The sequence below is a fragment of the Devosia sp. XGJD_8 genome (assembly GCF_046614475.1).
GTDB lineage: Bacteria > Pseudomonadota > Alphaproteobacteria > Rhizobiales > Devosiaceae > Devosia.
Window position 1 is genome coordinate 1,266,231 of record NZ_JBKJHF010000001.1, and the last position, 22,608, is coordinate 1,288,838.

The 22,608-nt window shown below is 66.1% G+C and carries 19 protein-coding genes; 12 read left to right on the top strand and 7 right to left on the bottom strand.

The genetic code is table 11. The features are described 5' to 3' along the window. Window positions 1-5 precede the first annotated feature (5 nt). From ACLI1C_RS05945 to ACLI1C_RS05975, 7 genes are all read left to right on the top strand, one after another. Window positions 6-821 (top strand): ABC transporter permease, encoded by an 816-nt coding sequence (locus tag ACLI1C_RS05945; RefSeq protein ID WP_411395943.1) that lies wholly within the window; start codon window positions 6-8, stop codon window positions 819-821. Further along, complete coding sequence (locus ACLI1C_RS05950) at window positions 821-1,642, top strand: ABC transporter ATP-binding protein (protein ID WP_411395944.1); 822 nt, start codon at window positions 821-823, stop codon at window positions 1,640-1,642. Before ACLI1C_RS05945 ends, ACLI1C_RS05950 begins: the two co-directional genes overlap by 1 nt. Continuing rightward, on the top strand, window positions 1,639-2,439 hold the full coding sequence (locus ACLI1C_RS05955; RefSeq protein WP_411395945.1) for an urea amidolyase associated protein UAAP1: 801 nt from the start codon (window positions 1,639-1,641) through the stop codon (window positions 2,437-2,439). The genes ACLI1C_RS05950 and ACLI1C_RS05955 overlap by 4 nt, the downstream gene beginning before the upstream one ends. 12 nt (window positions 2,440-2,451) lie before the next feature. Beyond that, window positions 2,452-3,051, top strand: coding sequence for an urea amidolyase associated protein UAAP2 (locus ACLI1C_RS05960; RefSeq protein WP_411395946.1), 600 nt, complete (start codon window positions 2,452-2,454; stop codon window positions 3,049-3,051). Window positions 3,052-3,239: 188 nt separating this feature from the next. Further along, entirely contained in the window at window positions 3,240-6,776 is a 3,537-nt protein-coding gene (gene uca, locus ACLI1C_RS05965; protein ID WP_411395947.1) for an urea carboxylase, read from the top strand. Further along, entirely contained in the window at window positions 6,776-8,581 is a 1,806-nt protein-coding gene (atzF, locus tag ACLI1C_RS05970; protein WP_411395948.1) for an allophanate hydrolase, read from the top strand. The genes uca and atzF overlap by 1 nt, the downstream gene beginning before the upstream one ends. A 266-nt stretch (window positions 8,582-8,847) precedes the next feature. Further along, window positions 8,848-9,117: a hypothetical protein gene (locus ACLI1C_RS05975; RefSeq protein WP_411395949.1), complete on the top strand. Its 270-nt coding sequence runs from the start codon at window positions 8,848-8,850 to the stop codon at window positions 9,115-9,117. A gap of 8 nt (window positions 9,118-9,125) precedes the next feature. Here ACLI1C_RS05975 and treY read toward each other — a convergent pair whose 3' ends face one another. Then, window positions 9,126-11,585 (bottom strand): malto-oligosyltrehalose synthase, encoded by a 2,460-nt coding sequence (gene treY / locus ACLI1C_RS05980; protein WP_411395950.1) that lies wholly within the window; start codon window positions 11,583-11,585, stop codon window positions 9,126-9,128. 184 nt (window positions 11,586-11,769) lie between these two features. Here treY and ACLI1C_RS05985 point away from each other — a divergent pair, with 184 nt between their 5' ends. From ACLI1C_RS05985 to ugpC, 5 genes are all read left to right on the top strand, one after another. Further along, window positions 11,770-12,516 carry an SDR family NAD(P)-dependent oxidoreductase gene (locus tag ACLI1C_RS05985; protein WP_411395951.1) on the top strand — a complete coding sequence of 249 codons (747 nt, stop codon included), beginning with the start codon at window positions 11,770-11,772 and terminating at the stop codon, window positions 12,514-12,516. A 370-nt stretch (window positions 12,517-12,886) separates the two neighbouring features. Then, entirely contained in the window at window positions 12,887-14,215 is a 1,329-nt protein-coding gene (gene ugpB / locus ACLI1C_RS05990; RefSeq protein WP_411395952.1) for a sn-glycerol-3-phosphate ABC transporter substrate-binding protein UgpB, read from the top strand. A gap of 108 nt (window positions 14,216-14,323) precedes the next feature. Next, window positions 14,324-15,208: a sn-glycerol-3-phosphate ABC transporter permease UgpA gene (ugpA, locus tag ACLI1C_RS05995; protein WP_411395953.1), complete on the top strand. Its 885-nt coding sequence runs from the start codon at window positions 14,324-14,326 to the stop codon at window positions 15,206-15,208. Between the two features lie 15 nt (window positions 15,209-15,223). After that, a complete protein-coding gene (gene ugpE, locus ACLI1C_RS06000; protein WP_411395954.1) occupies window positions 15,224-16,072 on the top strand; it encodes a sn-glycerol-3-phosphate ABC transporter permease UgpE in 849 nt (282 codons plus the stop codon). A 2-nt stretch (window positions 16,073-16,074) separates the two neighbouring features. Continuing rightward, entirely contained in the window at window positions 16,075-17,124 is a 1,050-nt protein-coding gene (gene ugpC, locus ACLI1C_RS06005) for a sn-glycerol-3-phosphate ABC transporter ATP-binding protein UgpC (RefSeq protein ID WP_411395955.1), read from the top strand. A gap of 54 nt (window positions 17,125-17,178) precedes the next feature. Here the strand turns inward: ugpC and cobM are convergent, their stop codons facing one another. The 6 genes from cobM to ACLI1C_RS06035 form a co-directional block, all read right to left on the bottom strand. Continuing rightward, window positions 17,179-17,937 (bottom strand): precorrin-4 C(11)-methyltransferase, encoded by a 759-nt coding sequence (cobM, locus tag ACLI1C_RS06010; RefSeq protein WP_411395956.1) that lies wholly within the window; start codon window positions 17,935-17,937, stop codon window positions 17,179-17,181. A 157-nt stretch (window positions 17,938-18,094) separates the two neighbouring features. Further along, window positions 18,095-19,300, bottom strand: coding sequence for a precorrin-6y C5,15-methyltransferase (decarboxylating) subunit CbiE (gene cbiE / locus ACLI1C_RS06015; protein ID WP_411395957.1), 1,206 nt, complete (start codon window positions 19,298-19,300; stop codon window positions 18,095-18,097). Continuing rightward, window positions 19,297-20,058, bottom strand: coding sequence for a precorrin-3B C(17)-methyltransferase (locus tag ACLI1C_RS06020; RefSeq protein ID WP_411395958.1), 762 nt, complete (start codon window positions 20,056-20,058; stop codon window positions 19,297-19,299). Before ACLI1C_RS06020 ends, cbiE begins: the two co-directional genes overlap by 4 nt. Further along, window positions 20,055-20,777 carry a precorrin-2 C(20)-methyltransferase gene (locus ACLI1C_RS06025; RefSeq protein WP_411395959.1) on the bottom strand — a complete coding sequence of 241 codons (723 nt, stop codon included), beginning with the start codon at window positions 20,775-20,777 and terminating at the stop codon, window positions 20,055-20,057. Before ACLI1C_RS06025 ends, ACLI1C_RS06020 begins: the two co-directional genes overlap by 4 nt. Further along, window positions 20,774-21,406 (bottom strand): precorrin-8X methylmutase, encoded by a 633-nt coding sequence (locus tag ACLI1C_RS06030; protein ID WP_411395961.1) that lies wholly within the window; start codon window positions 21,404-21,406, stop codon window positions 20,774-20,776. Before ACLI1C_RS06030 ends, ACLI1C_RS06025 begins: the two co-directional genes overlap by 4 nt. A gap of 2 nt (window positions 21,407-21,408) precedes the next feature. Beyond that, a complete protein-coding gene (locus ACLI1C_RS06035; protein WP_411395962.1) occupies window positions 21,409-22,587 on the bottom strand; it encodes a precorrin-3B synthase in 1,179 nt (392 codons plus the stop codon). Window positions 22,588-22,608 lie beyond the last annotated feature (21 nt).

A 22,608-nucleotide genomic window follows, 5' to 3' on the forward strand; every position in this document is an offset into this window, starting at 1 on the left:
AAACCATGCGCTGGATCAATACCAAACCATCGCCGGCCGTCGCCACGCTGCTGATGCTGGCGCCCTTCGTGCTGCTGGTCATCGCCTATGGCGTGGGCTCGGCCGCGCGGTTGGCGGACAATCCCAGCGACAAGCTGCTGCCGGCACTGCAGACCATGGTCGACGCCGTCAACCGCCTGGCCTTCATTCCCGATCCGCGCACCGGCGAACTCATCCTGTGGTCCGATACCTCGGCGAGCCTCGTCCGTCTGTTCTCGGCGCTGGGTATTTCCACGCTCATCGCTCTGGTCTTCGGCATGCTTGTCGGCATGCTGCCCTATGTCAGGGCGCTGCTCGCGCCCTTCATCGCCACCATTTCCATGGTCCCGCCGCTGGCGCTGTTGCCCATCCTCTTCATCGTGCTGGGCCTGGGCGAAACCGCCAAGATCACCCTGATCGTCATCGGCGTCGCCCCGGCCATGATCCGCGACCTGGCCCTGCGCGTCATCGAGCTGCCCAAGGAACAGATCACCAAGGCCGAGACGCTGGGCGGCTCCTCCTGGCAGATTGCCTTGCGCGTCGTGCTGCCGCAAATCCTGCCGCGGCTGATCACCAGCCTGCGCCTCCAGATGGGCCCAGCCTGGCTGTTCCTCATTGCCGCCGAAGCCATTTCGGCCGACAGCGGCCTTGGCTACCGCATATTCCTCGTCCGCCGCTATCTCTCGATGGATGTGATCTTTCCCTATGTGGCCTGGATCACGCTGCTCGCGGTCATCACCAGCTTCGCGCTCGATCGGCTGCGCATCGTCGTCTTCCCCTGGTCCAATCTGGGGGCGCGCTGATGAGCACCATCGTCTTCGACAAGGTCTGGAAGGAATATGGCGACCAGATCGTCCTCGAGAAGATCAGCCTGACCATTGCCTCGCGCGCCTTCGTCGCCCTGGTCGGCCCCTCCGGCTGCGGCAAGACCACCTTCCTCAAGCTGCTCCTGGGCGAGGAAGCCCCCACCCAGGGCACCATCACCATGGATGGCGTGCCGCTCGTCGCCGAGCCCGGTCCCGACCGCGGCGTGGTGTTCCAGCGCTATTCGGTGTTCCCGCACCTGACCGTGCTGGGCAATGTGCTGCTGGGCAAGGAGTTCAGGAGCCCCGTGGCGGCACGGCTCTTTGGCGCTGCGCGGCGCAATGCCGTGGACGAAGCCATGGCGCTGATCGCCGAGGTGGGCCTGGCTGGTTCGGAAACCAAATATCCCGCCCAGCTTTCCGGCGGCATGCAGCAGCGGCTGGCTTTGGCGCAGGCGCTGATCATGAAGCCCAAGGTCCTCCTGCTCGACGAGCCCTTCGGCGCGCTCGACCCCGGCATCCGCGCCGACATCCATGTGCTGATGAAGCGGCTGTGGCACGAGACTGAACTCACCGTCGTCATGGTCACCCATGACATGCGTGAGGCCTTTACCCTGGGCACCCGCGTCATCGCCTTCGAGCGTCCGCGCGACCGCCCGGAAGAGCGCGAGCGTTACGGCGCGCTGCTTAGCCGCGACATCGACATCTGGCCGCCGCGCATCGCTGGCGAGCCATCCCTCTTTGCCCCCGACCGGGACGACCCGGCCATTCCTTTGGGCCTCAGCCAGGACGACCCGGCGCCACAAGGAGACAATCCATGAGCCGCACCCCGGATCAGATCGCCGCCGACCGCGCGCGCTACGAGGAACACCAGCGCAAGGGCCTGCAGAATGCCCCCAGGGCCTTGCCCGGCCCGAGCGCCATTCCCGCCGCGCCGATTGCCGCCCCCATCCATGTCGAGACCATTCCAGGCGGCTGGTACTGGTCGACCACCCTCAAGGCCGGCGACACCATCCGCATCGCGCAGGACCATGGCCCCTCTGCCGTGTCGCTGATCGCCTGGTCATCCGCCGATCCGTCCGAGCGCCTCAACCTGCCCGATACCGTCAAGGTGCAGTGGACCACCGCCATCGCCCGTGGCCGCGTGCTGTTCACCGATATGGGCCGGGTGCTCTTCTCGGTGACCGAAGCCGCCTCCACGGCCCATGACGCGCTGGTCGGCGGCTCAACCGCCGCCTCCAATGCCGCCAGATATGCCGGTGACCAGCGCAACACGCGCGACAATTTCATCCTCGTCGCCGGCAAGCTCGGCCTCGACCGCCGCGACATCCCTTCGGCGCTGACCCTCTTCGCGGCCGTGCGGGTCGATGCTGAAGGCAATTTCATCTGGCGCGACGAGCTGCGCGTCGCCGGCGACTATGTCGAGCTGCGCGCCGAGATGGACCTGATCATCGCCCTCTCCAATTGCCCGCATCCGCTCGATCCGAGCCCCGACTATGCGCCGCAGCCCGTCACCGTGACGCGCTTCCGCGCGCCTGTTGCCGGGGATGATCTCTGCCGCACTGCCACCGCCGAAGCCGTGCGCGGCTTTGAAAACAACGCCATGCAGCTGGCTTGAGGGGAGGCGAAAATGGACTATCTCATCCCCGCCGAAAAGCCCTGGTCCGGCCTTGTCCGCAAGGGCCAGACTATCCGCATCATCGACAGCGAAGGCCAGCAGGCCGTCGATACGCTGTTCTACAAGGCCGACGACTTCTCCGAGCGCTATAGCGGCCAGGACACCTTGCGCGTCAACGGCAATGCCTATGTTGGCCTGGGCACCAAGATCGTCAGCAACGAAGGCAATGTGATGCTGACCGTCACCGCCGACTCCTGTGGTCGGCATGACACCTCGGCCGGCGCCTGCTCGTGTGAGAGCAACACTGTCCGCTTCGGCCACGACACCAGATATCTCCATGCCTGCCGCGATAACTTCCTGCTGGAGGTGACCAGGCACGGCATGTCCAAGCGCGACATCGTCCCCAACATCAACTTCTTCATGAACGTCCCCATCGAGCCGAGCGGCCAGATGACCATTGTCGACGGCCTGTCCGCCCCCGGCGACCATGTCGAAATGGTCGCCGAAATGGACGTCCTCTGCGTCATCTCCAACTGCCCCCAGGTCAACAACCCCTGCAACGGCTTTAACCCCACGCCGATCCTGGTGGTGATTTCGGGTGGTGCGGAATGAGTGCGATTTTGCTCGATCTCACCGCATTCACCGGACAGCACCTCCCCCTCGACGGGGGAGGCTGGGAGGGGTTGTGGACTGGCCCCGATGGTTCGTGCCTAAACATCCCCATCCCCATCCCCATCCCCATCCCCATCACTCCCCGCAAGGGGGAGGGTGCCGACCGTGCCTGCGGGGAACGCTAGGCCATGTTCACCAAAGTCCTCATCGCCAATCGTGGCGAAATCGCCGTGCGCATCATCAAGACGCTGCGCCGCATGGGCATTGCCTCGGTGGCCGTCTATTCCGATGCCGATCGCTTCACCCGGGCGGTCCAGCTTGCCGACGAAGCTGTCCGCCTCGGCCCCGCTCCGGCCAGCGACAGCTATCTCGACGTCGATGCCGTCATTGCCGCCTGCAAGGCCACCGGCGCCCAGGCGGTGCATCCCGGTTATGGCTTTCTGTCCGAGAATATCGGCTTCGCCCAGCGCCTCGCCGATGCCGGCATCACCTTCATCGGCCCGACGCCGGCCAATATCGAGGCCTTCGGCCTCAAGCACACCGCGCGCGAGCTGGCCAAGGCCAGCGGCGTGCCGCTGCTGCCGGGCACCGGCCTGCTGAGCAGCGCCGCCGAAGCCCTCAGCGCCGCCGAAACCATCGGCTATCCGGTCATGCTCAAGAGCACGGCCGGGGGCGGGGGCATCGGCATGCAGCTCTGCGCCGACGCGACCGCGCTCGCCGCCGCCTTCGACAGCGTGCAGCGCACGGCGACAGCCAGCTTCGGCGATGCGCGCGTCTATATCGAGCGCTTTGTCTCCGCGGCGCGCCATGTCGAAGTGCAGATCTTCGGCGATGGCAAGGGCAGGGTGGTTGCCCTGGGCGAACGCGATTGCTCGCTGCAGCGCCGCAACCAGAAGGTATTGGAAGAAACACCAGCCCCGGGCCTGTCCGACGCCGTGCGCGCGCGGCTGCACCAGGCCGCGACCGATCTCGGCTCCGCCGTCAAATACGCTTCGGCCGGTACGGTGGAGTTCATCTATGACCCCATCCGCGAGGACTTTTACTTCCTCGAAGTGAACACCCGCCTTCAGGTCGAGCATCCCGTCACCGAAGCGGTGTTCGACATCGATCTGGTCGAATGGATGATCCGCCAGGCCGCCGGCGAGGACCCGATTGCCAAGGCCGGTCCGCTCACTCCGCAAGGTGCGGCTATCGAAGTCCGGCTCTATGCCGAAATTCCGCATGCCGATTTCCGGCCCAGTGCGGGCCTGCTGACCGAAGTCAGCTTCCCCGACCACATCCGCGTCGATGGCTGGATCGAGACCGGCACCGAGGTCACGTCCTACTACGATCCCATGCTGGCCAAGATCATCGTCGCCGGCATCGACCGCCCCACCGCCATCGCCAATCTGCGCGCCGCGCTCAAGGCCACGTCCATTTGTGGCATCGAGACCAACCTGAGCTATCTCCGCGCCATCGCCGCCTCAGATCTGCTCGCCAGCGGCAAGGTGGCCACCACCGCGCTAAAGGATTTTGTCTTCGTGCCCGACGTGGTGGAGGTCATCGCCCCCGGCGCCCAGTCGAGCATTCAGGAACTGCCGGGGCGGCTGGGTCTCTGGCATGTCGGCGTGCCGCCCAGCGGCCCGATGGACGAATACAGCTTCCGCCACGCCAACCGGCTGGTCGGCAATGCCGACACTACGGCGGCGCTGGAGCTGACAGTCGCCGGACCAACCCTGCGCTTCCATGCCCCAGTCACCATCGCCCTGTCGGGCGCGACCATGCCGATGAAGCTCGATGGCGTCCCGGTCGCCCACAATGCCCCCATCGCCATCGGTGCCGGCCAGACGCTGGCCATCGGCGCCGTCGATGGACCGGGCCAGCGCAGCTATCTTGCCGTGGCGGGCGGCTTTGCCGCGCCAGTGGTGCTGGGGTCCCGCGCCACCTTCGGCCTCGGCCAGTTCGGCGGCCACGCCACCGGTGCGCTCAAAGCCGGGCAGGTCCTGCACCTCGCACGCGCGGACCAAATTGGGCCGCCGGCCGAAGCGCCGGCGCCACTCACCCGCCACTGGAATGTCGGCGTGCTCTATGGCCCGCACGGCGCGCCGGACTTCTTCCAGGATGGCGATATCGAAACCCTCTTCGCCACCGACTACGAAGTCCATTTCAACAGTGCCCGCACGGGGGTACGCCTCATCGGCCCGGCGCCCAAATGGGCCCGCACCGACGGCGGCGAAGCCGGCCTCCACCCCTCCAACCTGCACGACAATGCCTATGCCGTCGGCGCCATCGATTTTACCGGGGACATGCCGATCATCCTCGGTCCCGATGGCCCGAGCCTCGGCGGCTTCGTCTGCCCGGCCGTGATCGCGCGCGACGAACTCTGGAAGATGGGCCAGTTCAAGCCCGGCGACACCATCCGCTTCCACCCCGTGGAGCGTCCAGACGATCCCATTGCCGGTCCGGCCATTCACCGCCCGCAGCTTGATACCGGTTCGGCCATCCTGGCGCGATCCGATGCGGGTCCGGTGCCGGTCGTCTATCGCCGCCAGGGCGACGACAATCTCCTCGTCGAATATGGCGACATGTCGCTCGACATCGCCCTGCGGCTGCGCGTTCATCTGCTGCAGGAAGAACTGAAGAAAAGTGCCAGCATGCTGGCGCCAATCGACCTGACGCCTGGCATTCGCTCGCTGCAAATCCACTATGATGGCACGACCCTGTCGCGCACCCGCCTGCTCGGCCTGCTGGCCGAAATCGAGGCCTCGCTTCCCGCTGCCGAGGATGTCGTGGTGCCCAGCCGCGTCGTCCATCTGCCTCTGTCGTGGAACGACCCCGACATCCAGCTGGCCATGCGCAAGTACCAGGAGCTGGTGCGCCCCAACGCTCCATGGTGCCCGGACAATATCGAATTTATTCGCCGCATCAATGGCTTGGAGAGTATCGACGAAGTCAGGCGTACCATCTTCGATGCCAGCTATCTGGTGCTGGGCCTGGGCGATGTCTATCTCGGCGCGCCGGTAGCGACCCCCATGGATCCGCGCCATCGCCTCGTCACCACCAAATACAACCCGGCCCGCACCTGGACGCCGGAAAATGCGGTGGGGATCGGGGGCGCCTATATGTGCGTCTACGGCATGGAAGGCCCTGGCGGATATCAGCTTTTCGGCCGCACCATCCAGGTCTGGAACACTTGGCGTTCGACCCCGGAATTCACACCGGGCAAGCCCTGGCTGCTCAATTTCTTCGACCAGATCCGCTTCTTTCCGGTCAGTCACGACGAGCTCACCGAGGCCCGCGCCGCCTTCCCGCACGGCGCCTATCCCCTGCGCATCGAGGAGACGCAGTTCTCCTATGCCGACTATGCCGCCGACCTGGCGGCCAATGCCGGCAGCATCGCCGCCTTCAAGACCCGCCAGCAAGCCGCCTTCGACGCCGAGCGCAACCGCTGGAAAGCCGAGGGCCTCGACAGTTTCATCGCCGACGATGCCGGCAATGGCGCGGTGGAAGGCGACATTCCGCTCGGATGCTTCGGCGTCGCCAGCGGCGTGCCGGGCAATATCTGGAAGATCCTCGTCGAGGACGGCGCCGCAGTCGCCGAGGGCGACGCCGTCGCCATCATCGAATCCATGAAGATGGAAATCACCGTCACCGCCCATGCCCCCGGCCGTGTCCGCGAAGTGCGGGCCGGCCCGGGCCGCAATGTCAAAACCGGCGACGTCGTCGTCGTGCTGGAGGAAATCTGATGCTGCCGATCATGCTCGACCTGGCAACCCTGAAGGCGCTCTATGCCGATCGGACGGTCACGCCCCGCGATGTGATGGAGGCCGTCATCGAACGCCGCGCCGCCTGGCTCGACAAGGCGGTTTTCATCACGCCCACCAGTGATGCCGACCTGCGCGCCGCCGCCGAGGCGCTGATGACCCAGCACCCCGAGCCCAACAGCCTGCCGCTCTGGGGCATTCCCTTTGCGGTCAAGGACAATATCGATGTGGCCGGCCTGCCGACCACGGCGGCGTGCCCGGCCTTCGCCTATCACCCAGCCGCCGACGCCACAGTGGTTGCCCGCCTGCGCGCTGCCGGGGCCATCGTCATCGGCAAGACCAATCTCGACCAGTTCGCCACCGGCCTCAACGGCACCCGCTCGCCCTACGGCGCGCCACGTTCGGTCTTTGATGCCGACTATGTCTCGGGCGGTTCCAGCTCGGGCTCGGCCGTCGCGGTCGCGGCGGGTTTCGCGAGTTTCTCGCTGGGCACCGACACCGCTGGCTCGGGCCGCGTCCCGGCCATGTTCAATAACCTCGTCGGCATCAAGCCGACGCCGGGTCTGCTGCCCAATACCGGCGTCGTGCCTGCCTGCCGCAGCGTCGACTGCGTCACCATCTTTGCCGCAACGGTCGGCGATGGCGTTGCCATCCGCCAGGTCGCCGAAGGCTTCGACGCCGCCGATCCGTTCTCGCGCAGGGCCAGGTGGGCCGGCCTGCCCGTCGACAATCTCCGCGTCGGCGTGCTCGACGGGGCCGAGCGCGAATTCTTCAGCAATGCAGAGGTCGAGCGGCTCTACGATGCCGCCATCGCCAATATCCGCGCCCTCGGCGCCACCATTGTCCCCTTCGACTACGCCCCGTTTCGCGAGGCGGCGGCGCTGCTTTATGAGGGCCCATGGGTGGCCGAGCGGCTTGCAGCGGTGGAAGAGTTCTTCGCCAGCAACGAGGCCGATTTCGATCCCACAGTGCGGGCCATCATCGGCGGCGCCAAGGGCAAGACGGCGGTCGAGGCCTTCAAGGGCAAGTATCGCCTCGAAGAACTGCGCCGCATCACCGAGGCCGAATGGACCAAGGCCGATGTGCTGCTGCTGCCAACCTCCCCAACCACTTACACCGTGGAGGCCATGCGGGCCGACCCGATCCGGCTCAATTCGCATTTCGGCCGCTACACCAACTTCGTCAACCTGCTCGATTGCGCGGCCATTGCCGTTCCCGCCGGCTTCGACAGCGCCGACCACCTGCCTGCCGGCGTGACCCTGGTCGCCCCTGCCTTCACCGACAACGCCCTGGCGCCCCTGGCCGATGCCCTGCACCGCCGGGGCGCGCGTGGCATGGGCAGGGACAAGGCGGCAGGCCTGCCAGAAACGAGCAAAGTGCTCCCCACGGCCAGCGACATGGTCCCGATCGTCGTGGTCGGTGCCCATCTCACCGGCATGCCGCTCAACAAGGAACTGACCGGGCCCGGCGGACGCATGCTCAAGGCCTGCCGGACGGCCGCCAACTACCGGCTCTTCGCCCTGCCGGGCACTGTACCGCCCAAGCCGGGCATGCTGCAGGAGCCAGGCTTTGCCGGGAGCGGGCTCGCGGTGGAAGTCTGGGAACTGCCGGCTGCAGCCTTCGGTCAATTCGTGGCACGCATTCCGGCGCCGCTCGGCATCGGCAAGGTGACGCTCGACGATGGATCGCAGGTGTCCGGATTCCTGTGCGAGGCCCATGCCCTGGCTGGTGCCGAGGACATCACCCATCACGGCGGCTGGCGCGCTTATCTCGCCAGCCGCGTGTAATCTGGGAGGACAGCGCAATGCTCCAGTGGCTACGGACCGGAATCACTCTCATCGTCAACGGCTTTGCCGCCCGGAGCGGGGCGATTGGCTACTCCCGGGAAGGCAAGATCAGCCGCAATCGAGGCAATGTGATTGTTCGCGCCAGACGCCCGTGAGGTCGAGCCCCTTGTGATTGCTGCACCGACCTGGTTGGCGAGGCAGAAAGGTCAGCAGTGCTAACTTGAAGGGCCTAGCGCCCGTGTCCATGGTTATGGCCGGAGGTGGCCATGAATAGTACCGAACGGGAGTGCATTGTTCAGACTGTCGAAGTCACGCTTGACGGTGAGATTCACCGTGCGAGTTACTACGTTGAAAACAACATCATCCATGCGCGGATCGGCGGACACCCCGTCTTGAGTCCGCTCGGCAATGCGCCGGCCGCAGACACGGTGAAGGTGCTGCTGACCGAGCATCTGATCCAGCGGCGGCGGGTGGCGGACCAGGCGGCGCGCTGGCTGTCGCGGCTGACCTCTGCCGAGCCCGGCCGCCGCGCGTAACGCCTGTCCTAGGTCGAGAAGACCACGAGCATGTCGGAGCGATAGACCTCTTCAGGCGGCGCGCCGACAATGTTGAGCCAGCGTGCCAAGCCGGCATCGTGGCGGGCAGAGAGATCGGCGATCACCAGCACCTCGTCGGCGCCATGACAGCGGCGGAAGGCGAGCACTGCGGGGTCCAGCACAACGGGCTCGTAGCGCCCCTGGGCAAACACCTCCGGCAGCCGGCGGCGGAGCTGCAGCAGCGTCTGGGTCAGCATCATCTTGTCGTCACGCTGCGCCATCGGCTGGGCCAGGCGATGCGCCAGACGCGTGAAATCGACCGGGCGCCGGTTGTCGGGGTCGACAAAGCTCTGCTCCCAATCCTCGGCGCCACGATAGATGTCCGGCACGCCCGGAATGGTCAGCTTCAGTCCCAGCTGGATCAGTGCCTTGCGGCGGCCGATCTCGACCAGCGGCAGCCGCGCCGCGTGGACACTGCGCAGGAATGCCTGGTTGGCCAGGGCAGCGTCGATGAAGGCCAAAACCCGGTTTTCGTAGCCGGTATTGGTGACGCCCCAGTCGCTGCGCTGCCGTGCCTCGCGCAGCGATTTTGTCATCGCGGCCTTGACGCGGTCGGCAAGGTCATGGGCCTCACCCTCGATGGGCCAGCCGCCCAGCAGCAGCTGGAACAGCAGGTAAAGATCGTTGGCCGCAATCGCGTCGGCGCCATCGGCCGCCAGAATGCCCCGCCATTCCTGCGTCGCGGCCTTCCATCGGGCCGGGTCACCGGCAATCGCTGCAACCACGGCGCGCAGGTCCTCTCCCCGCTTGGTGTCATGGGTCGAGGTGGCGATCATGCAGGCCGGATGGGTAGCGAGACGCCGGCGATTGCTGTCATGGAAGGCGGAAACGGAAAGGGCAAACCGGTCCGGATGCGCCCCCACCTCGTTGAGCGCAACCAGCCGGTTGTAGCGATAGAGCGCGGTGTCCTCGAGGCCCTTGGCCATCACCGGCCCGCTATATTGCTGGAAGCGGCCGACGGCCTCGGCGACCAGCCTCGGATCATACTCATTGCCCAACGCGCCGCAGAGCACATCCCTCACAAAGTCGAACAGGGCAGGGGACAGGTGCGCCGCCGATCGCCGCGCCTTGCCAATGGCAACCCCGATCTCGCGCCTGTCGCGCGCGCCGCTGCCGGCATCGTCGGCATAGACACGATAGACCTCGAGCTGGGCAATGGTTTCGCGCAGCGCCCGGCGCAAGCCGGCCTCGGCGAGGTCCATGGTGGTCCCAACCGCCCAGGCGATCGTGGCGAAGCGCCGCGCCAGGGCCGCAAGCTCGGCCGCCAGCTCATTGTCCATGACCCGCAGCTTGCAGCGATAGGCCTCCTCCTGCGGATCGTCGACCGCGCCGACAAAGGCCTCATAGGCAGCGGTCACCGCCGGCTCGGCATGGGCCGGCATCAGGATCCGGGTGAGCTGCGCGCCAACTTCATAGCCCGTTGTTCCTTCAACCGGCCAATCGCCGCGCAACTGCTCATGCGGCGCCAGGATCTTCTCGACAATCAGATAGATCGGCCTGGGCGCGCATTCGCGCAGCTTCTCGATATACCCCTTGGGGTCGAGCAGACCGTCGATGTGATCGATGCGCAGGCCATCGACCAGCCCCTCTTCGATCAGGTCGAAGATCAGCACATGGGCATGCGCGAACACATCCGGCCGGTCGATGCGAATGCCGGCCAGGTCGCTGTTGATGAAGAATCGCCGGTAATTGATCTCGTCGCCCGCGACCGAATGGTGGGCGATCCGCCAGTTCTGGCTCGCGATCAGCGCATCAAGGGACGCCCAGGAGCCCGCCTGTTCCGGCTGGCCAGAAAGCGCGGCAATCGCCGCCTCGGCCGTGCCATGGCGCGCGAGCAGCTCGCTTTCGTCCTCGGGACGGATGGGCAGCTTCTGGTCGTCCCCCGCCCAGATGGCGAAGCCGTCGGCATCGGCTTTGAGCTGCAGGAGACCGGATGTCAGGCTTTCGGCATAGCTGGCGCCCAGAAAGGGCACGAGCAACTTGCCCGCCATGCCCGGCCTTGGCGGGTGCCAGTCGATGTCGAACCAGTCGGCATAGCGGCTGGACGGGCCGTGCTTGAGCACATCGAGCCACAACCCATTGTCGGCGCCGCCCACCCCCATGTGGTTGGGGACGAAATCGAGAATGACGCCCAGGCCGTGCTGCCGCAGCGCTGCCACCAAGGCGCGGAAATCGTCCAGCGATCCCAACTCCGGATTGATCTGCTGATGATCGACCGTGTCATAGCCATGCGTGCTGCCGGGCCGCGCCTTGAGGATCGGCGAGAGATAGACGTGGCTGACCCCGAGCGCATTAAGATAAGGCGCAAGCCTCTGCGCATCGGCGAAGGTGAAGGCGCTGTTGAGTTGCAGCCGGTAGGTGGCGCGGGGCGCCCGGTCCCCGTCGAAAGAAGGCGTCTGGGATGTCATGAGCGGTCCGAGCCTGTGTGCACTGGCCACAACGAACCGGGACCGGCCCGGTTCCGGGTGCCGGGGGTGTGACGCGGGCTAAAGGAAGGGGGAGCCCGCAAATGGACAATGGGCCGGGCCGGTACTACGCCTGGTGGGCGCGGAGTCGGCTTCGCGCCGCATGATTGACCAAGGTGTTTGCCCCATGAATGTCATCGACCTCAACGACCAGATCGCCGTCGTCACCGGCGGCGCGCAGGGGCTCGGCTTTGCCATTGCCCGGCGGCTGATCGCCTCGGGTGCCAGGGTCAGCCTGTGGGACACCAATGCCGGGGCCCTGGCCATGGCGCTGGACAATCTTGGCCCCGCGTCTTCGGCCAAGACGGTCGACATCACCGATCTCGCGGGTCTGCAGCGGGCGCATGCCGAGGTGGAGGCAGAACTCGGGCCGGTGTCGATACTGGTCAACTCCGCGGGCATTGCCGGCCCCAATGCCACGCTGGAAGACTACGACCCCGACGAGTGGCGTCGCGTCGTCGAGATCAATCTCAACGGCACCTTCTACGTCAACAAGGTGGTCATCCCCGCGATGAAGGCGCGCAACTACGGCCGAATCGTCAACATCTCATCGGTTGCCGGCAAGGAGGGCAATCCGAACCTGTCGGCCTATTCGGCCGCCAAGGCCGGCGTCATCGGGCTCACCAAGTCACTGGGCAAGGAACTCGCCAAATATGACATCGCGGTCAACGCCATCACGCCCGCCACTGCCAAGACGCGCATCCTCGATACGCTGACCAAGGAATTCATCGACTACATGCTGGTGCGCATTCCGCGCGGCCGGTTCCTGGAGGTGGACGAGGCCGCCTCCATGGTGGCCTGGCTGGTCAGCCGGGAAAACAGCTTCACCACCGCCAGCGTCTTCGATCTCTCCGGCGGCCGTACGACCTATTGATTGCGCCGCGCAACACCGCGACAAGACTGGCGCAATGCCCTGCAGACCCTGCGTTTCACGCTGTCGATGACGTCGCAAACGCGCGTTGAACAGGCCTGACTCTACGGCCTGCAGTCGCCTCTTGGTCCACAGTCACATTTCTGTTACCTAGTTGTCACGCAGCTGTTATCTGGCCTGACTAGATCGGGGCCGCACACCATGCGTCCCCGCCACGAGGAGGGTGGCGTGCGCGTATGAGGTTTCGTTTTCTGTCTGATAGATTTCGCTTCTGTTTCGTGAAGCCTTGATGACAGTCCTCAGCGCTCAAATTCGAAGTTCTGGAAGAAGCTGGTCGGTCACAAGGCCGAGCCGGTAACAACGGGAGATAACCATGAAGAATCTGAATGGCGTAGCCGGGCTTGCCGCCCTGTCGCTGATGCTTTCCTCTTCGGCTGCCTTTGCGCAGACCGAGATCGCCTGGTGGCACGCTATGGATGCCGAGCTCGGCCAGCGCCTTGAAGCCATCGCCACGGGCTTCAATGAAAGCCAGAGCGAATTCGTCGTGGTTCCCAGCTACAAGGGCAGCTATCCCGAGACGCTGACCGCCGCCATTGCCGCTTTCCGCGCCAACGAACAACCCGCCATCGTGCAGGTCTTCGAAGTGGGCACCGGCACCATGATGGCCGCCAAGGGCGCCGTGAACCCGGTCTACTCGCTCATGACTGAGAATGGCGAAGCCTGGGACCCGTCAGGCTTCCTGGCTCCCGTGACCGGCTACTATTCCGACACCGACGGCAACATCCTGTCCATGCCGTTCAACTCGTCCACCCCGATCATGTACTACAACAAGGACGTGTTCGAAAAAGCCGGCCTTGACCGCGAAACCCCGCCCAAGACCTGGGCCGAGCTCGAGACCATGAGCCGCCAGATCATGGAATCAGGTGCTGCCCCCTGCGGCTTCACCTCCGGCTGGATCTCCTGGGTACAGCTCGAAAACCTCTCGGCCATCCACGACCAGCCCTATGGCACGCTCGAAAACGGCTTTGGCGGTCTGGGCAGCGAGTTCACCTTCAATGGTGAAGTTCAGGTCAAGCATTGGGAAAACCTGAAGAAGTGGGCTGACGAAGGCCTGTTCCAGTATGGTGGCCCGGTCGGCGGCGCCGATGCTCCACCCAAATTCTACGCCCAGGAATGCGCGATCTACATGAACTCGTCGGCATCGCGCGCTGGCGTCGTCAACAATTCCAAGGAGTTCGAAGTCGGCTTCGCACCCCTGCCTTACTATGACGACGTGACCACCGAGCCGAAGAACTCGATCATTGGTGGCGCCACCCTCTGGGCCCTCAATGGCAAGGATCCGGAAGTCTACAAGGGCGTCGCCCAGTTCTTCACCTACCTCTCGAGCCCCGAAGTCCAGGCCGACTGGCACCAGGCGACCGGCTACCTGCCGATCACCAATGCGGCCTATGAACTCGGCCAGGAACAGGGCTATTACGAAGCCAATCCCGGCTCGGACATCGCCATCAACCAGATCACCCGCGGCACCCCGACGGCCAATTCCAAGGGCATCCGCTTCGGTAACCTGACCCAGGCCCGCACCGTGGTCGATGAGGAGTTCGAAGCCCTGCTCGCCGGCAACAAGACCGCCCAGGAAGCGCTGGACGCCGCCGTCGAACGCGGCAACCAGATCCTGCGCGACTTCGAAGCCGCCAATCAGTAAGTCTCCCCGGGCCGCCCGCGACCGCAAAGTCGCGGGCGGCCTACCAACCAAGCGGCTATTGCCGCCCGGCTTGTCTGGCCGTGATCGTCGGGGGAGTTCTCGGCCCAAATGCAAACCAAGCGCACTACCTTTCCCAACAAGCTGCTGCCCTATGCACTGCTGGCGCCGCAGCTTGCCGTGACCCTGATCTTCTTCATCTGGCCTGCAGCCCAGGCGGTCAAATCATCCTTCGAGCGTGAAGATCCCTTCGGCTTCAAGACCACCTTCATCTGGTTCGAGAACTATTCGCGCCTGTTCGCCGACCCCGGCTATGTGAACTCGCTCACCAAGACGGCGATGTTCGCCGTGTCGGTGACGCTGCTGTCCATGACCCTGTCGCTCATTCTCGCGGTGGCCGTAAGCCGCGTGCTGCGCTCCAATCGCGCCTATACCACCCTGCTGGTCTGGCCCTATGCCGTGGCCCCCGTGGTCGTCGGCATCCTGTGGTGGTTCATGTTCAACCCCACCATCGGCATCGCGCCCTATCTGATGCGCGCCGCGGGCATTTCCTGGAACCACCGCGTGGATGGCAACCAGGCGATGATCTTCGTCATCATCGCCGCGAGCTGGAAGCAGATATCCTACAATTTCCTGTTCTTCGTCGCGGGGCTGCAATCGGTGCCGCAATCGCTGACTGAGGCGGCCGCCATCGATGGTGCCGGACCCTTCAAGCGCTTCTGGACCATTGTATTTCCGCTGCTCTCGCCCACCACCTTCTTCCTGCTGATCGTCAACATCAACTACGCCATGTTCGACACCTTCGGCATCATCGATGCGACGACGTCGGGCGGGCCCAACCAGGCCACCAATATCCTGGTCTACAAGGTTTATGCCGACGGCTTCCTCGGGCTCAATATCGGCTCGTCCGCAGCGCAATCCGTGGTGCTGATGGCCATTGTCATCGTGCTGACCGCCATCCAGTTCCGCTATGTCGAGCGGCGCGTACAGTATTGAGGAGCGCAGCATAACATGGTCGAAAATCGTCCTCTCCTCACCGTCCTCACCCACCTGGTGCTCATCGTTGGCGTCATCGTGGTGGTGTTTCCGGTCTATCTGGCCTTCATCGCCTCCACCCATGGCAGCGGCGACTTCATGCGCGGACTGGTGCCGCTCCTGCCGGGGCCGCACCTGATCGAGAACTACGGCAAGATGCTCACCGAGGGCATTTCCACCGCTGGTGCGCCGCCGCTGTGGATCATGCTGATGAACTCGCTGATCATCGCCATCATCATCGCCGTGGGCAAGATCGCCATCTCGCTGCTCTCGGCCTATGCGATCGTGTTCTTCAAGTTCCCGTTCCGCATGGTCGCCTTCTGGATCATCTTCATCACGCTGATGCTGCCGGTCGAGGTGCGCATCATCCCCACCTTCGCGGTCGTGGCCAATCTGGGCCTGCTCAATTCCTATGTCGGGCTGACCCTGCCGCTGATCGCCTCGGCAACGGCCACCTTCCTGTTCCGCCAGTTCTTCCTGACCGTCCCGGACGAGCTGATGGAAGCCGCCCGCGTCGACGGCGCCGGCCCGATCAAGTTCTTCCGCGATATCCTGCTGCCGCTTAGCCGGACCAATATCGCGGCGCTTTTCGTCATCCTCTTCATCTATGGATGGGTGCAGTATCTCTGGCCCCTGCTGGTGACCACCGACAGCCGCTATTACACGGTCGTCATGGGCATCAAGCGCCTGGCCGCCACGGCCGATTCCGAACCGCAGTGGAACTTCGTCATGGCCGCCGTAATGCTGGCCATGCTGCCCCCAGTTCTCGTCGTCATCTTCATGCAGCGCCTGTTCGTCAAGGGCCTGGTCGAAACGGAGAAATAGCAATGGCCGCCATCGAACTCTCGGGCGTCAAGAAGACTTATCCCGGCGGCGCCCAGGTGATCCACGGCATCGACCTGGCCATTGCCAATGGCGAAATGGTCGTGCTGGTGGGACCATCCGGCTGCGGCAAGTCCACCTTGCTGCGTATGATTGCCGGCCTCGAATCCATCACCGAGGGCACGATTTCCATCGGTGGCGCCGTGGTCAACAAGCGCGAGCCCGCCGAGCGCGACATCGCCATGGTGTTCCAGAACTACGCGCTCTATCCGCACATGACGGTGCGGGGAAACCTGGAATACGGGCTCAAGAACCGCGGCACGCCGCGCGACGAGATCGATGCCCGCGTCAATGCCGCGGCGCAGACGCTGGAAATCGCCCCCTTCCTCGACCGCAAGCCGCGCCAGCTTTCGGGCGGTCAGCGCCAGCGCGTCGCCATGGGCCGGGCCATTGTCCGCCAGCCCAAGGCTTTCCTGTTCGACGAACCGCTGAGCAATCTCGACGCCAAGCTGCGCGGCCAGATGCGCATCGAAATCCGCCGCCTGCAGCGCTCGCTGGGCACCACCAGTGTTTACGTGACCCATGACCAGCTCGAAGCCATGACCCTGGCCGACCGGCTGGTGGTGATGAATGGCGGCCATATCGAGCAGGTTGGCAAGCCGACCGAACTCTACGACCGCCCGGCTTCGCTCTTCGTGGCCGGCTTCATCGGCTCGCCGCCGATGAACCTGATCGATGTCGAGCGGATCCGCGCGCTGCCCGGCGTAAGCCTGCCCGCAAGCCTGCCGGCCGGCACCGATATCGTGGGCATCCGGCCCGACGCCGTCGTCATGGGCAAGGGCGCGGCGGGCGATATCCCGCTGACCGGCACGGTGGAACTGATCGAGCCTGTGGGCGGCGAGAGCCATCTCTATGTGCGGGTGGCGGGTCTGGAGCAGATCTTCGTCATCGTCGCGCAGGGCCGCACGACCCTGACCGAAACCGGCCAGGTGGATTTTGCCGTGCCCGTCGCCACACTGCACCCCTTCAACCGCGCCAGCGGCCGTCGTCTCTAGGACATCTCGGGGACCCGACACGCTGGTGCTGGAAAGCGCAGTGTGATCAAAAGCTTAGCTGCGATCCCGGAAGCGGCGCTGGTAGTCGGGGTCGTAGAGGCTGCTCTCGCGGAAGTCGGCGGCGCCGAGGCCGCGGCCGACGAAGATGATGGCCGTGCGCTCGACCGGATCGGCGGCAAAGCGGGCTTCGATGTCCGCCAGGGTGCCTGCGATGATCTTTTCGTCGGGCCAGGAGGCGTGGAAGACGATGGCGACAGGGCAGTCGTCGCCGTAGAGCGGCCGCAATTCGGTCACGACCCTGACCAGTGAATGAATGGCCAGATGGATGGCCAGAGTTGCGCCGGTCGCGCCGAAGGCGGCAAGCGTCTCGCGTTCGGGCATGGGGGAGGCGCGACCCGACACGCGGGTCAGTACCAGGCTCTGTGCCTCGGCCGGAATGGTCAGCTCGCGACCCAGCGCGGCGGCGGCGGCGGCAAAGGCGGGGACGCCCGGCGTGAGCGTATAGCCAATGCCCAGCCGATCGAGCCGGCGCATCTGTTCGGCCACCGCGCTCCATACCGACAGATCCCCCGAATGGAGCCGGGCGACGTCCTCTCCGGCGGCGTTGGCCCGGACATACTCGGCTTCGATCTCGTCGAGCGACAGCGGGGCGGTGTCGACAAGACGGGTATCCGGGCCGCACCAGGCCAGCATGTCGGGCGGCACGATGGAGCCGGCATAGAGGCAGACCGGGCAGGCGGCGAGCAGCTTCATGCCGCGCACGGTGATAAGATCGGCCGCGCCGGGGCCGGCGCCGATGAAATGGACGGTCATGGCAGCACTTTCTTACCTCTCGCTCTGGGGGAGAGGTCGACCGTCTTCGGTCGGGTGAGGAGGCCTTTACCGGGTGTGGTGCACAAGGAAGGCCCCCTCACCCGGCGCGGCGCGCCGACCTCTCCCCCGAAGGGAGAGGTGAAGAAGGGCGCGCTGCTCATGGCTTGGTCCAGGCCCATTGGGTGATCGGCATGGCGGGGCGCCAGGCGGTCATGCTGCCGACGGCGTCGGCGCGCGCAATCGCGATGCGGGCCAGGCTGCCGCCGAGCCGGGCATGGTGGTCCAGCAACATGGCTTCGAGTTCCAGCGTCACGGCATTGGCCACCAGCCGTCCGCCGGGGCGCAAAGCCGCCATGGCGGCGTCGAGCACGCCGGGATCGGAACCGCCGCCGCCGATGAAGACGGCATGGGGCGCTTCGAGGCCGGACAGGGCATCGGGCGCCGTGCCGATCACCAGCTTGAGGTCGGGCACGCCGCAGGCGGCAGCGTTGCGGGTGATGCGGCTCGCGCGGTCGGGATTGGCTTCGATGGCAATGGCGCGCAGGCTGGGATCGGCCAGCATCCACTCGATGCCCACCGAGCCCGACCCGGCGCCGATATCCCAGAGCACCTCGCCATGGCGCGGCGCCAGCGCGGACAGCGCTAGCGCGCGCAACTCCCGCTTGGTGATCTGCCCGTCATGCTCGAACAGCGCATCGTCGAGGCCGGCCGACAGCGGCAGGATGCGCGCGCCGGGCAGGGCGACGACGCTGATGGCGCAGATGTTGAGCGGGTTGATCTCGTCCAGCGCAAAGTTCATGGCGACATGCGAGCGCACCCGTTCGCCGGGACCGCCCAGCGCCTCGAGCACCGTCACGATGGAAATGCCGAAGCCGGCTTCGGTCAGCAGGGCCGCCAGTGCCGCCGGCCCATGCGCATCCGAGGTCAGCGCCAGGATACGGGCGCCGGCATGCAGGTGCGGTCGGATCAGGTCGAGCGGGCGGCCATGCAGCGACAGGCTCAGCACATCCTGCAGCGGCCAGCCCAACCGCGCGGCGGCAAGGCTGAACGAGGAGGGATGCGGGAAGACCTGCATCTGGCTGGCATCGATCTGCCGGGCCAGCGTGGCGCCGACGCCATGATGAAACGGATCGCCGGAAGCCAGCACGCAGATCCTGCGTCCGCGCAGGGCGATGATGGCATCAATGGATGCCGAGAAGGGGGAGAGCCAGGCGCGGGCTTCCCCGGTGATGGCCGGAGCCGCCAGCTCAAGATGCCGCGCACCGCCAAAGACGATCTCGGCACCGGAAATGGCAGCCATGCCCGCGTCGCCGAGCCCGGCAAGGCCATCCTCGCCAATGCCGACGATCGACAGCCAGCTCATGACCCGCCTCCGGTGGAACGCGGAGAATAGACCAGCGGCGCCCGGTCGGGCCGTTCGATGACGCGGGTTTCGGGCGAGCCGATGATGACGCAGGTGGCCATGTCGGCCTTGCTGGCATCGGCTTCTGCCAGCGTCATCAGGGTGATGGCCTCGTCGGGGCGCCCGGCGGCGCGGCCGAAGATGACGGGCGTCGACCAGGGCAGCACCTCGCGCAGGATGGCGAAGGCCGTGCCCAGCTGCCAGGGGCGGGCCCTGGAAATGGGATTGTAGAGCGCGATGACCAGGCCCGCGCCGGCGACGGCCCGCAGCCGCGCTTCGATCACGGTCCAGGGCTTGAGATTGTCCGACAGCGAAATGGCGCAGAAATCGTGCCCCAGCGGCGCGCCGGCGCGGGCCGCCACGGCCAGCATGGCGGTAACGCCCGGCACGATGGTGAGATCGACGCTGCGCCAGGCGGGCGGACCTTCCTCGATGGCCTCGCAGATCGCGGCCGCCATGGCGAAGACGCCCGGATCGCCACCCGAGACGACGCAGACCTGCTCGCCACTGGCGGCGGTCATGAGGGCATCCTTGGCGCGGGCGAGTTCCTCGCGATTGTCGGAGGCGACACGGCGCTGGTCGTCGCGCAGCGTGAGGCGGTCGAGATAGGGGCCGTAGCCGAAGAACACATGCGATGCGGCGATGGCGGCCAGCGCCTCGGGCGTGGTCTGGTCAGGATTGCCCGGACCGGTGCCGACGACGCTGAGCCGGCCGGTCATGGTCGCGTGCTCCAGCCGGGCAGCAGGATCAGCGCGAAATAGGGGGCAATGTCGTCCGGCTTGTCGGCCAGGCGCATGGACAGCCCGCCTTCCATGGTGCCGCGCTCGACATAGACGGCATCCTCCAGCCGGCCGGCGGCCTCGATGGCGCGGCGGATCTTGGGCAGGTTCCGCCCCACCTTCATGATCACGGCGCCGTCGGTATTGTCGAGCCGGCTGCGCAGGTCGACCTCGTCCAGCGTGCCCGGGAGAACCGACAGAATATCGTCGCCCTGCACCAGCGGCAGGCCGGCGGCAGACCAGCAGCCCGACATGGCGGTCACTCCGGGGATGACCTCGGTGGGGTAGAGCTTGGAGAGCCGCACATGGATATGCATGTAGCTGCCGTAAAACAGCGGATCGCCCTCGCTCAGCACGGCCACAGTGCGCCCGGCATCGAGATGGGCGGCAACGCGCGCGGCGGCATCGCCATAAAAACCGTTGGTGGCCGACTTGTAATCGTCGTGGCGGCGGTCGATCTCGGTGGTGACCGGATAGCCCAGCTGCTCTTCGATCTGGCCGGTCATCAGGTCAGCCACGATCCGGCGGGCATTGCTGGAATTGCCCTGCTTGGCGAAATAGGCGACCACATCCGCCCCTTCGATGGCGCGGACGGCCTTGATGGTGAGCAGTTCCGGATCGCCCGGTCCGGTGCCGACGCCGATGAGCTTTCCGGTCATATGCCCGGCCTCGCCAAGGCATTGAGAGCCGCGGCCGTCATGGCCGAGCCACCCAGCCGCCCGCGCACGATGGCATAGGGCACGCCATAGGCATTCTCTGCCAGAGCCGCCTTGGATTCGGCCGCACCGACAAAGCCGACCGGCATGCCGACAATGGCGGCCGGCCTGGGCGCCCCATCGCGCAGCAGTTCGAGCAGGAAGAACAGCGCCGTGGGCGCATTGCCGATGGCGACGACGGCGCCGGCAAGCCGCGGCAGCCAGAGGCGCAAAGCGGCGGCCGAGCGCGTATTGCCGATTTCGGCGGCGATGGCCGGCGTCTGTGGGTCGCGCAGGGTGCAGATGACTTCGTTATTGGCCGGCAGGCGGGTGGCTGTGACGCCGCGCGCCACCATTTCCGCATCGCAGAAGATCGGCGCGCCCAGGGCAAGGGCGGTGCGCGCGGCCGCGACGAAGCCGGGACCGAATTCGAAATGCCGTGCCGCCTCGACCGACCCGGCGGCATGGATCATGCGGATGGCAAGCTCCGCCTCGTCCGGCGAGAAGGCGGCAAGGTCCGCCTCGGCGCGGATGATGGCGAAGGACTGCGCATAGATCGCGTCGCCATCCTTGATGTAGTCGTAGTCGGTCATCGTCATCCCTGGGCCGCGAGCAGCGCGGTTTCGAGCTGGTCGGCCCGCAGCACTGCCCGTGGCGTATCGCCCGCCCGGCCGTCGATGACAAGGCCATAGCCGTCGGCGCGCCCGATAAGCGTCACATCGGCAGGGCCGGGATGGGCGCAGCCCTTCTGGCAGCCAGAGACATGGAGGCTACTGCCGGGCGCGAGGCCTGGCGCCAGCCGCGAGGCAACCGCGCGCGCCGCGATATGGCCCGACGCACAGCCATCGCTGCCGATGCAGGCGCTGATGCGGGTGCGCGGATCGTGCGGATGCGTGACAAAGCCGATTTCCGCGGCTTCCGCCAGCAGGTTGCCATCGGCGCCGATGGCAAGCAGGGAATGGTGCGGGCCAGGACGGAACGCACTGATGCCGAAGCGCCAGGCACCATCGGCCAGCGCGGCCATGGACTCCCAGCCCATGGCGCCAAACGGCAGCCCGAGGCCGATCGCCTTGCCCCTCCGCAGCGGAAACTGACCGACGGGCGAACTGACCGGTTGGCGCACCGGGGCCGAGGGGCTGATGAGGTCCCCCAGGTCCAGTCCGTCTGGAGCGAGGTCCGTGGCCCGGCCCAGCGGCCCCAATCCGGCCAGCGCCGTCAGCACGATGCGGGCGCAATCGAGCGGCCGGCGCGTGGTGCCCATGAGCGTGGCGCCAACCGAAACCAGCCAGACCTCTGCCCCGACGGCCACCAGCCGCAGATCGGCCCTCAGCGCCCCCAGCCCGATCTGCCCATTGCCATCGACAATCACCGCCACCTTGGGGCCCAGCCGATGCGCGAAAGGCGCCGCCAGCGCCTTGATCGAAGCGGCGAGAGGACGCGGATCGACAAATTCCAGCGGATCATCCCCCGCCAGCGGCGGCGTCTCGACCACGAGTCCCGTCTCGACCGTGACAATGTCCCGCACCGCGTCGGCGAAAACCGGTGCCGTCGCTGCCGTCAGCCCGCGCACCTGCAGGTTGCCGCGGGCGGTGATCTCGATAATGCCATTGCCATGGGTGCCGCAGAGCACGGCCAGCTGCTCGAGCCGGACCGGATCGATCTGGCCCCCCGCCACGCGAATGCGCGCGAGCAGCCCATCACCGGTCTGCATCGGCATGTCGAGCGACGGACAGGCGCCCCGGCGGAGCGGTGCTATGGGCAAGGCATGGGACATGAGAAGAGGTCTAGCGGATTG

Bases quoted from the DNA above. Each gene is read 5' to 3' on its own strand.
- ACLI1C_RS06025 (WP_411395959.1), bottom strand. From the start codon at position 20,777: ATGACCGGAAAGCTCATCGGCGTCGGCACCGGACCGGGCGATCCGGAA.
- ACLI1C_RS05960 (WP_411395946.1), top strand. From the start codon at position 2,452: ATGGACTATCTCATCCCCGCCGAAAAGCCCTGGTCCGGCCTTGTCCGC.
- treY (WP_411395950.1), bottom strand. From the start codon at position 11,585: ATGACATCCCAGACGCCTTCTTTCGACGGGGACCGGGCGCCCCGCGCC.
- cbiE (WP_411395957.1), bottom strand. From the start codon at position 19,300: ATGAGCTGGCTGTCGATCGTCGGCATTGGCGAGGATGGCCTTGCCGGG.
- ACLI1C_RS05950 (WP_411395944.1), top strand. From the start codon at position 821: ATGAGCACCATCGTCTTCGACAAGGTCTGGAAGGAATATGGCGACCAG.
- ACLI1C_RS06020 (WP_411395958.1), bottom strand. From the start codon at position 20,058: ATGACCGGCCGGCTCAGCGTCGTCGGCACCGGTCCGGGCAATCCTGAC.
- ACLI1C_RS06030 (WP_411395961.1), bottom strand. From the start codon at position 21,406: ATGACCGACTACGACTACATCAAGGATGGCGACGCGATCTATGCGCAG.
- ugpE (WP_411395954.1), top strand. From the start codon at position 15,224: ATGGTCGAAAATCGTCCTCTCCTCACCGTCCTCACCCACCTGGTGCTC.
- ugpC (WP_411395955.1), top strand. From the start codon at position 16,075: ATGGCCGCCATCGAACTCTCGGGCGTCAAGAAGACTTATCCCGGCGGC.
- atzF (WP_411395948.1), top strand. From the start codon at position 6,776: ATGCTGCCGATCATGCTCGACCTGGCAACCCTGAAGGCGCTCTATGCC.
- ACLI1C_RS06035 (WP_411395962.1), bottom strand. From the start codon at position 22,587: ATGTCCCATGCCTTGCCCATAGCACCGCTCCGCCGGGGCGCCTGTCCG.
- ACLI1C_RS05945 (WP_411395943.1), top strand. From the start codon at position 6: ATGCGCTGGATCAATACCAAACCATCGCCGGCCGTCGCCACGCTGCTG.
- ACLI1C_RS05975 (WP_411395949.1), top strand. From the start codon at position 8,848: ATGAATAGTACCGAACGGGAGTGCATTGTTCAGACTGTCGAAGTCACG.
- ugpA (WP_411395953.1), top strand. From the start codon at position 14,324: ATGCAAACCAAGCGCACTACCTTTCCCAACAAGCTGCTGCCCTATGCA.
- uca (WP_411395947.1), top strand. From the start codon at position 3,240: ATGTTCACCAAAGTCCTCATCGCCAATCGTGGCGAAATCGCCGTGCGC.
- ACLI1C_RS05985 (WP_411395951.1), top strand. From the start codon at position 11,770: ATGAATGTCATCGACCTCAACGACCAGATCGCCGTCGTCACCGGCGGC.
- cobM (WP_411395956.1), bottom strand. From the start codon at position 17,937: ATGACCGTCCATTTCATCGGCGCCGGCCCCGGCGCGGCCGATCTTATC.
- ACLI1C_RS05955 (WP_411395945.1), top strand. From the start codon at position 1,639: ATGAGCCGCACCCCGGATCAGATCGCCGCCGACCGCGCGCGCTACGAG.
- ugpB (WP_411395952.1), top strand. From the start codon at position 12,887: ATGAAGAATCTGAATGGCGTAGCCGGGCTTGCCGCCCTGTCGCTGATG.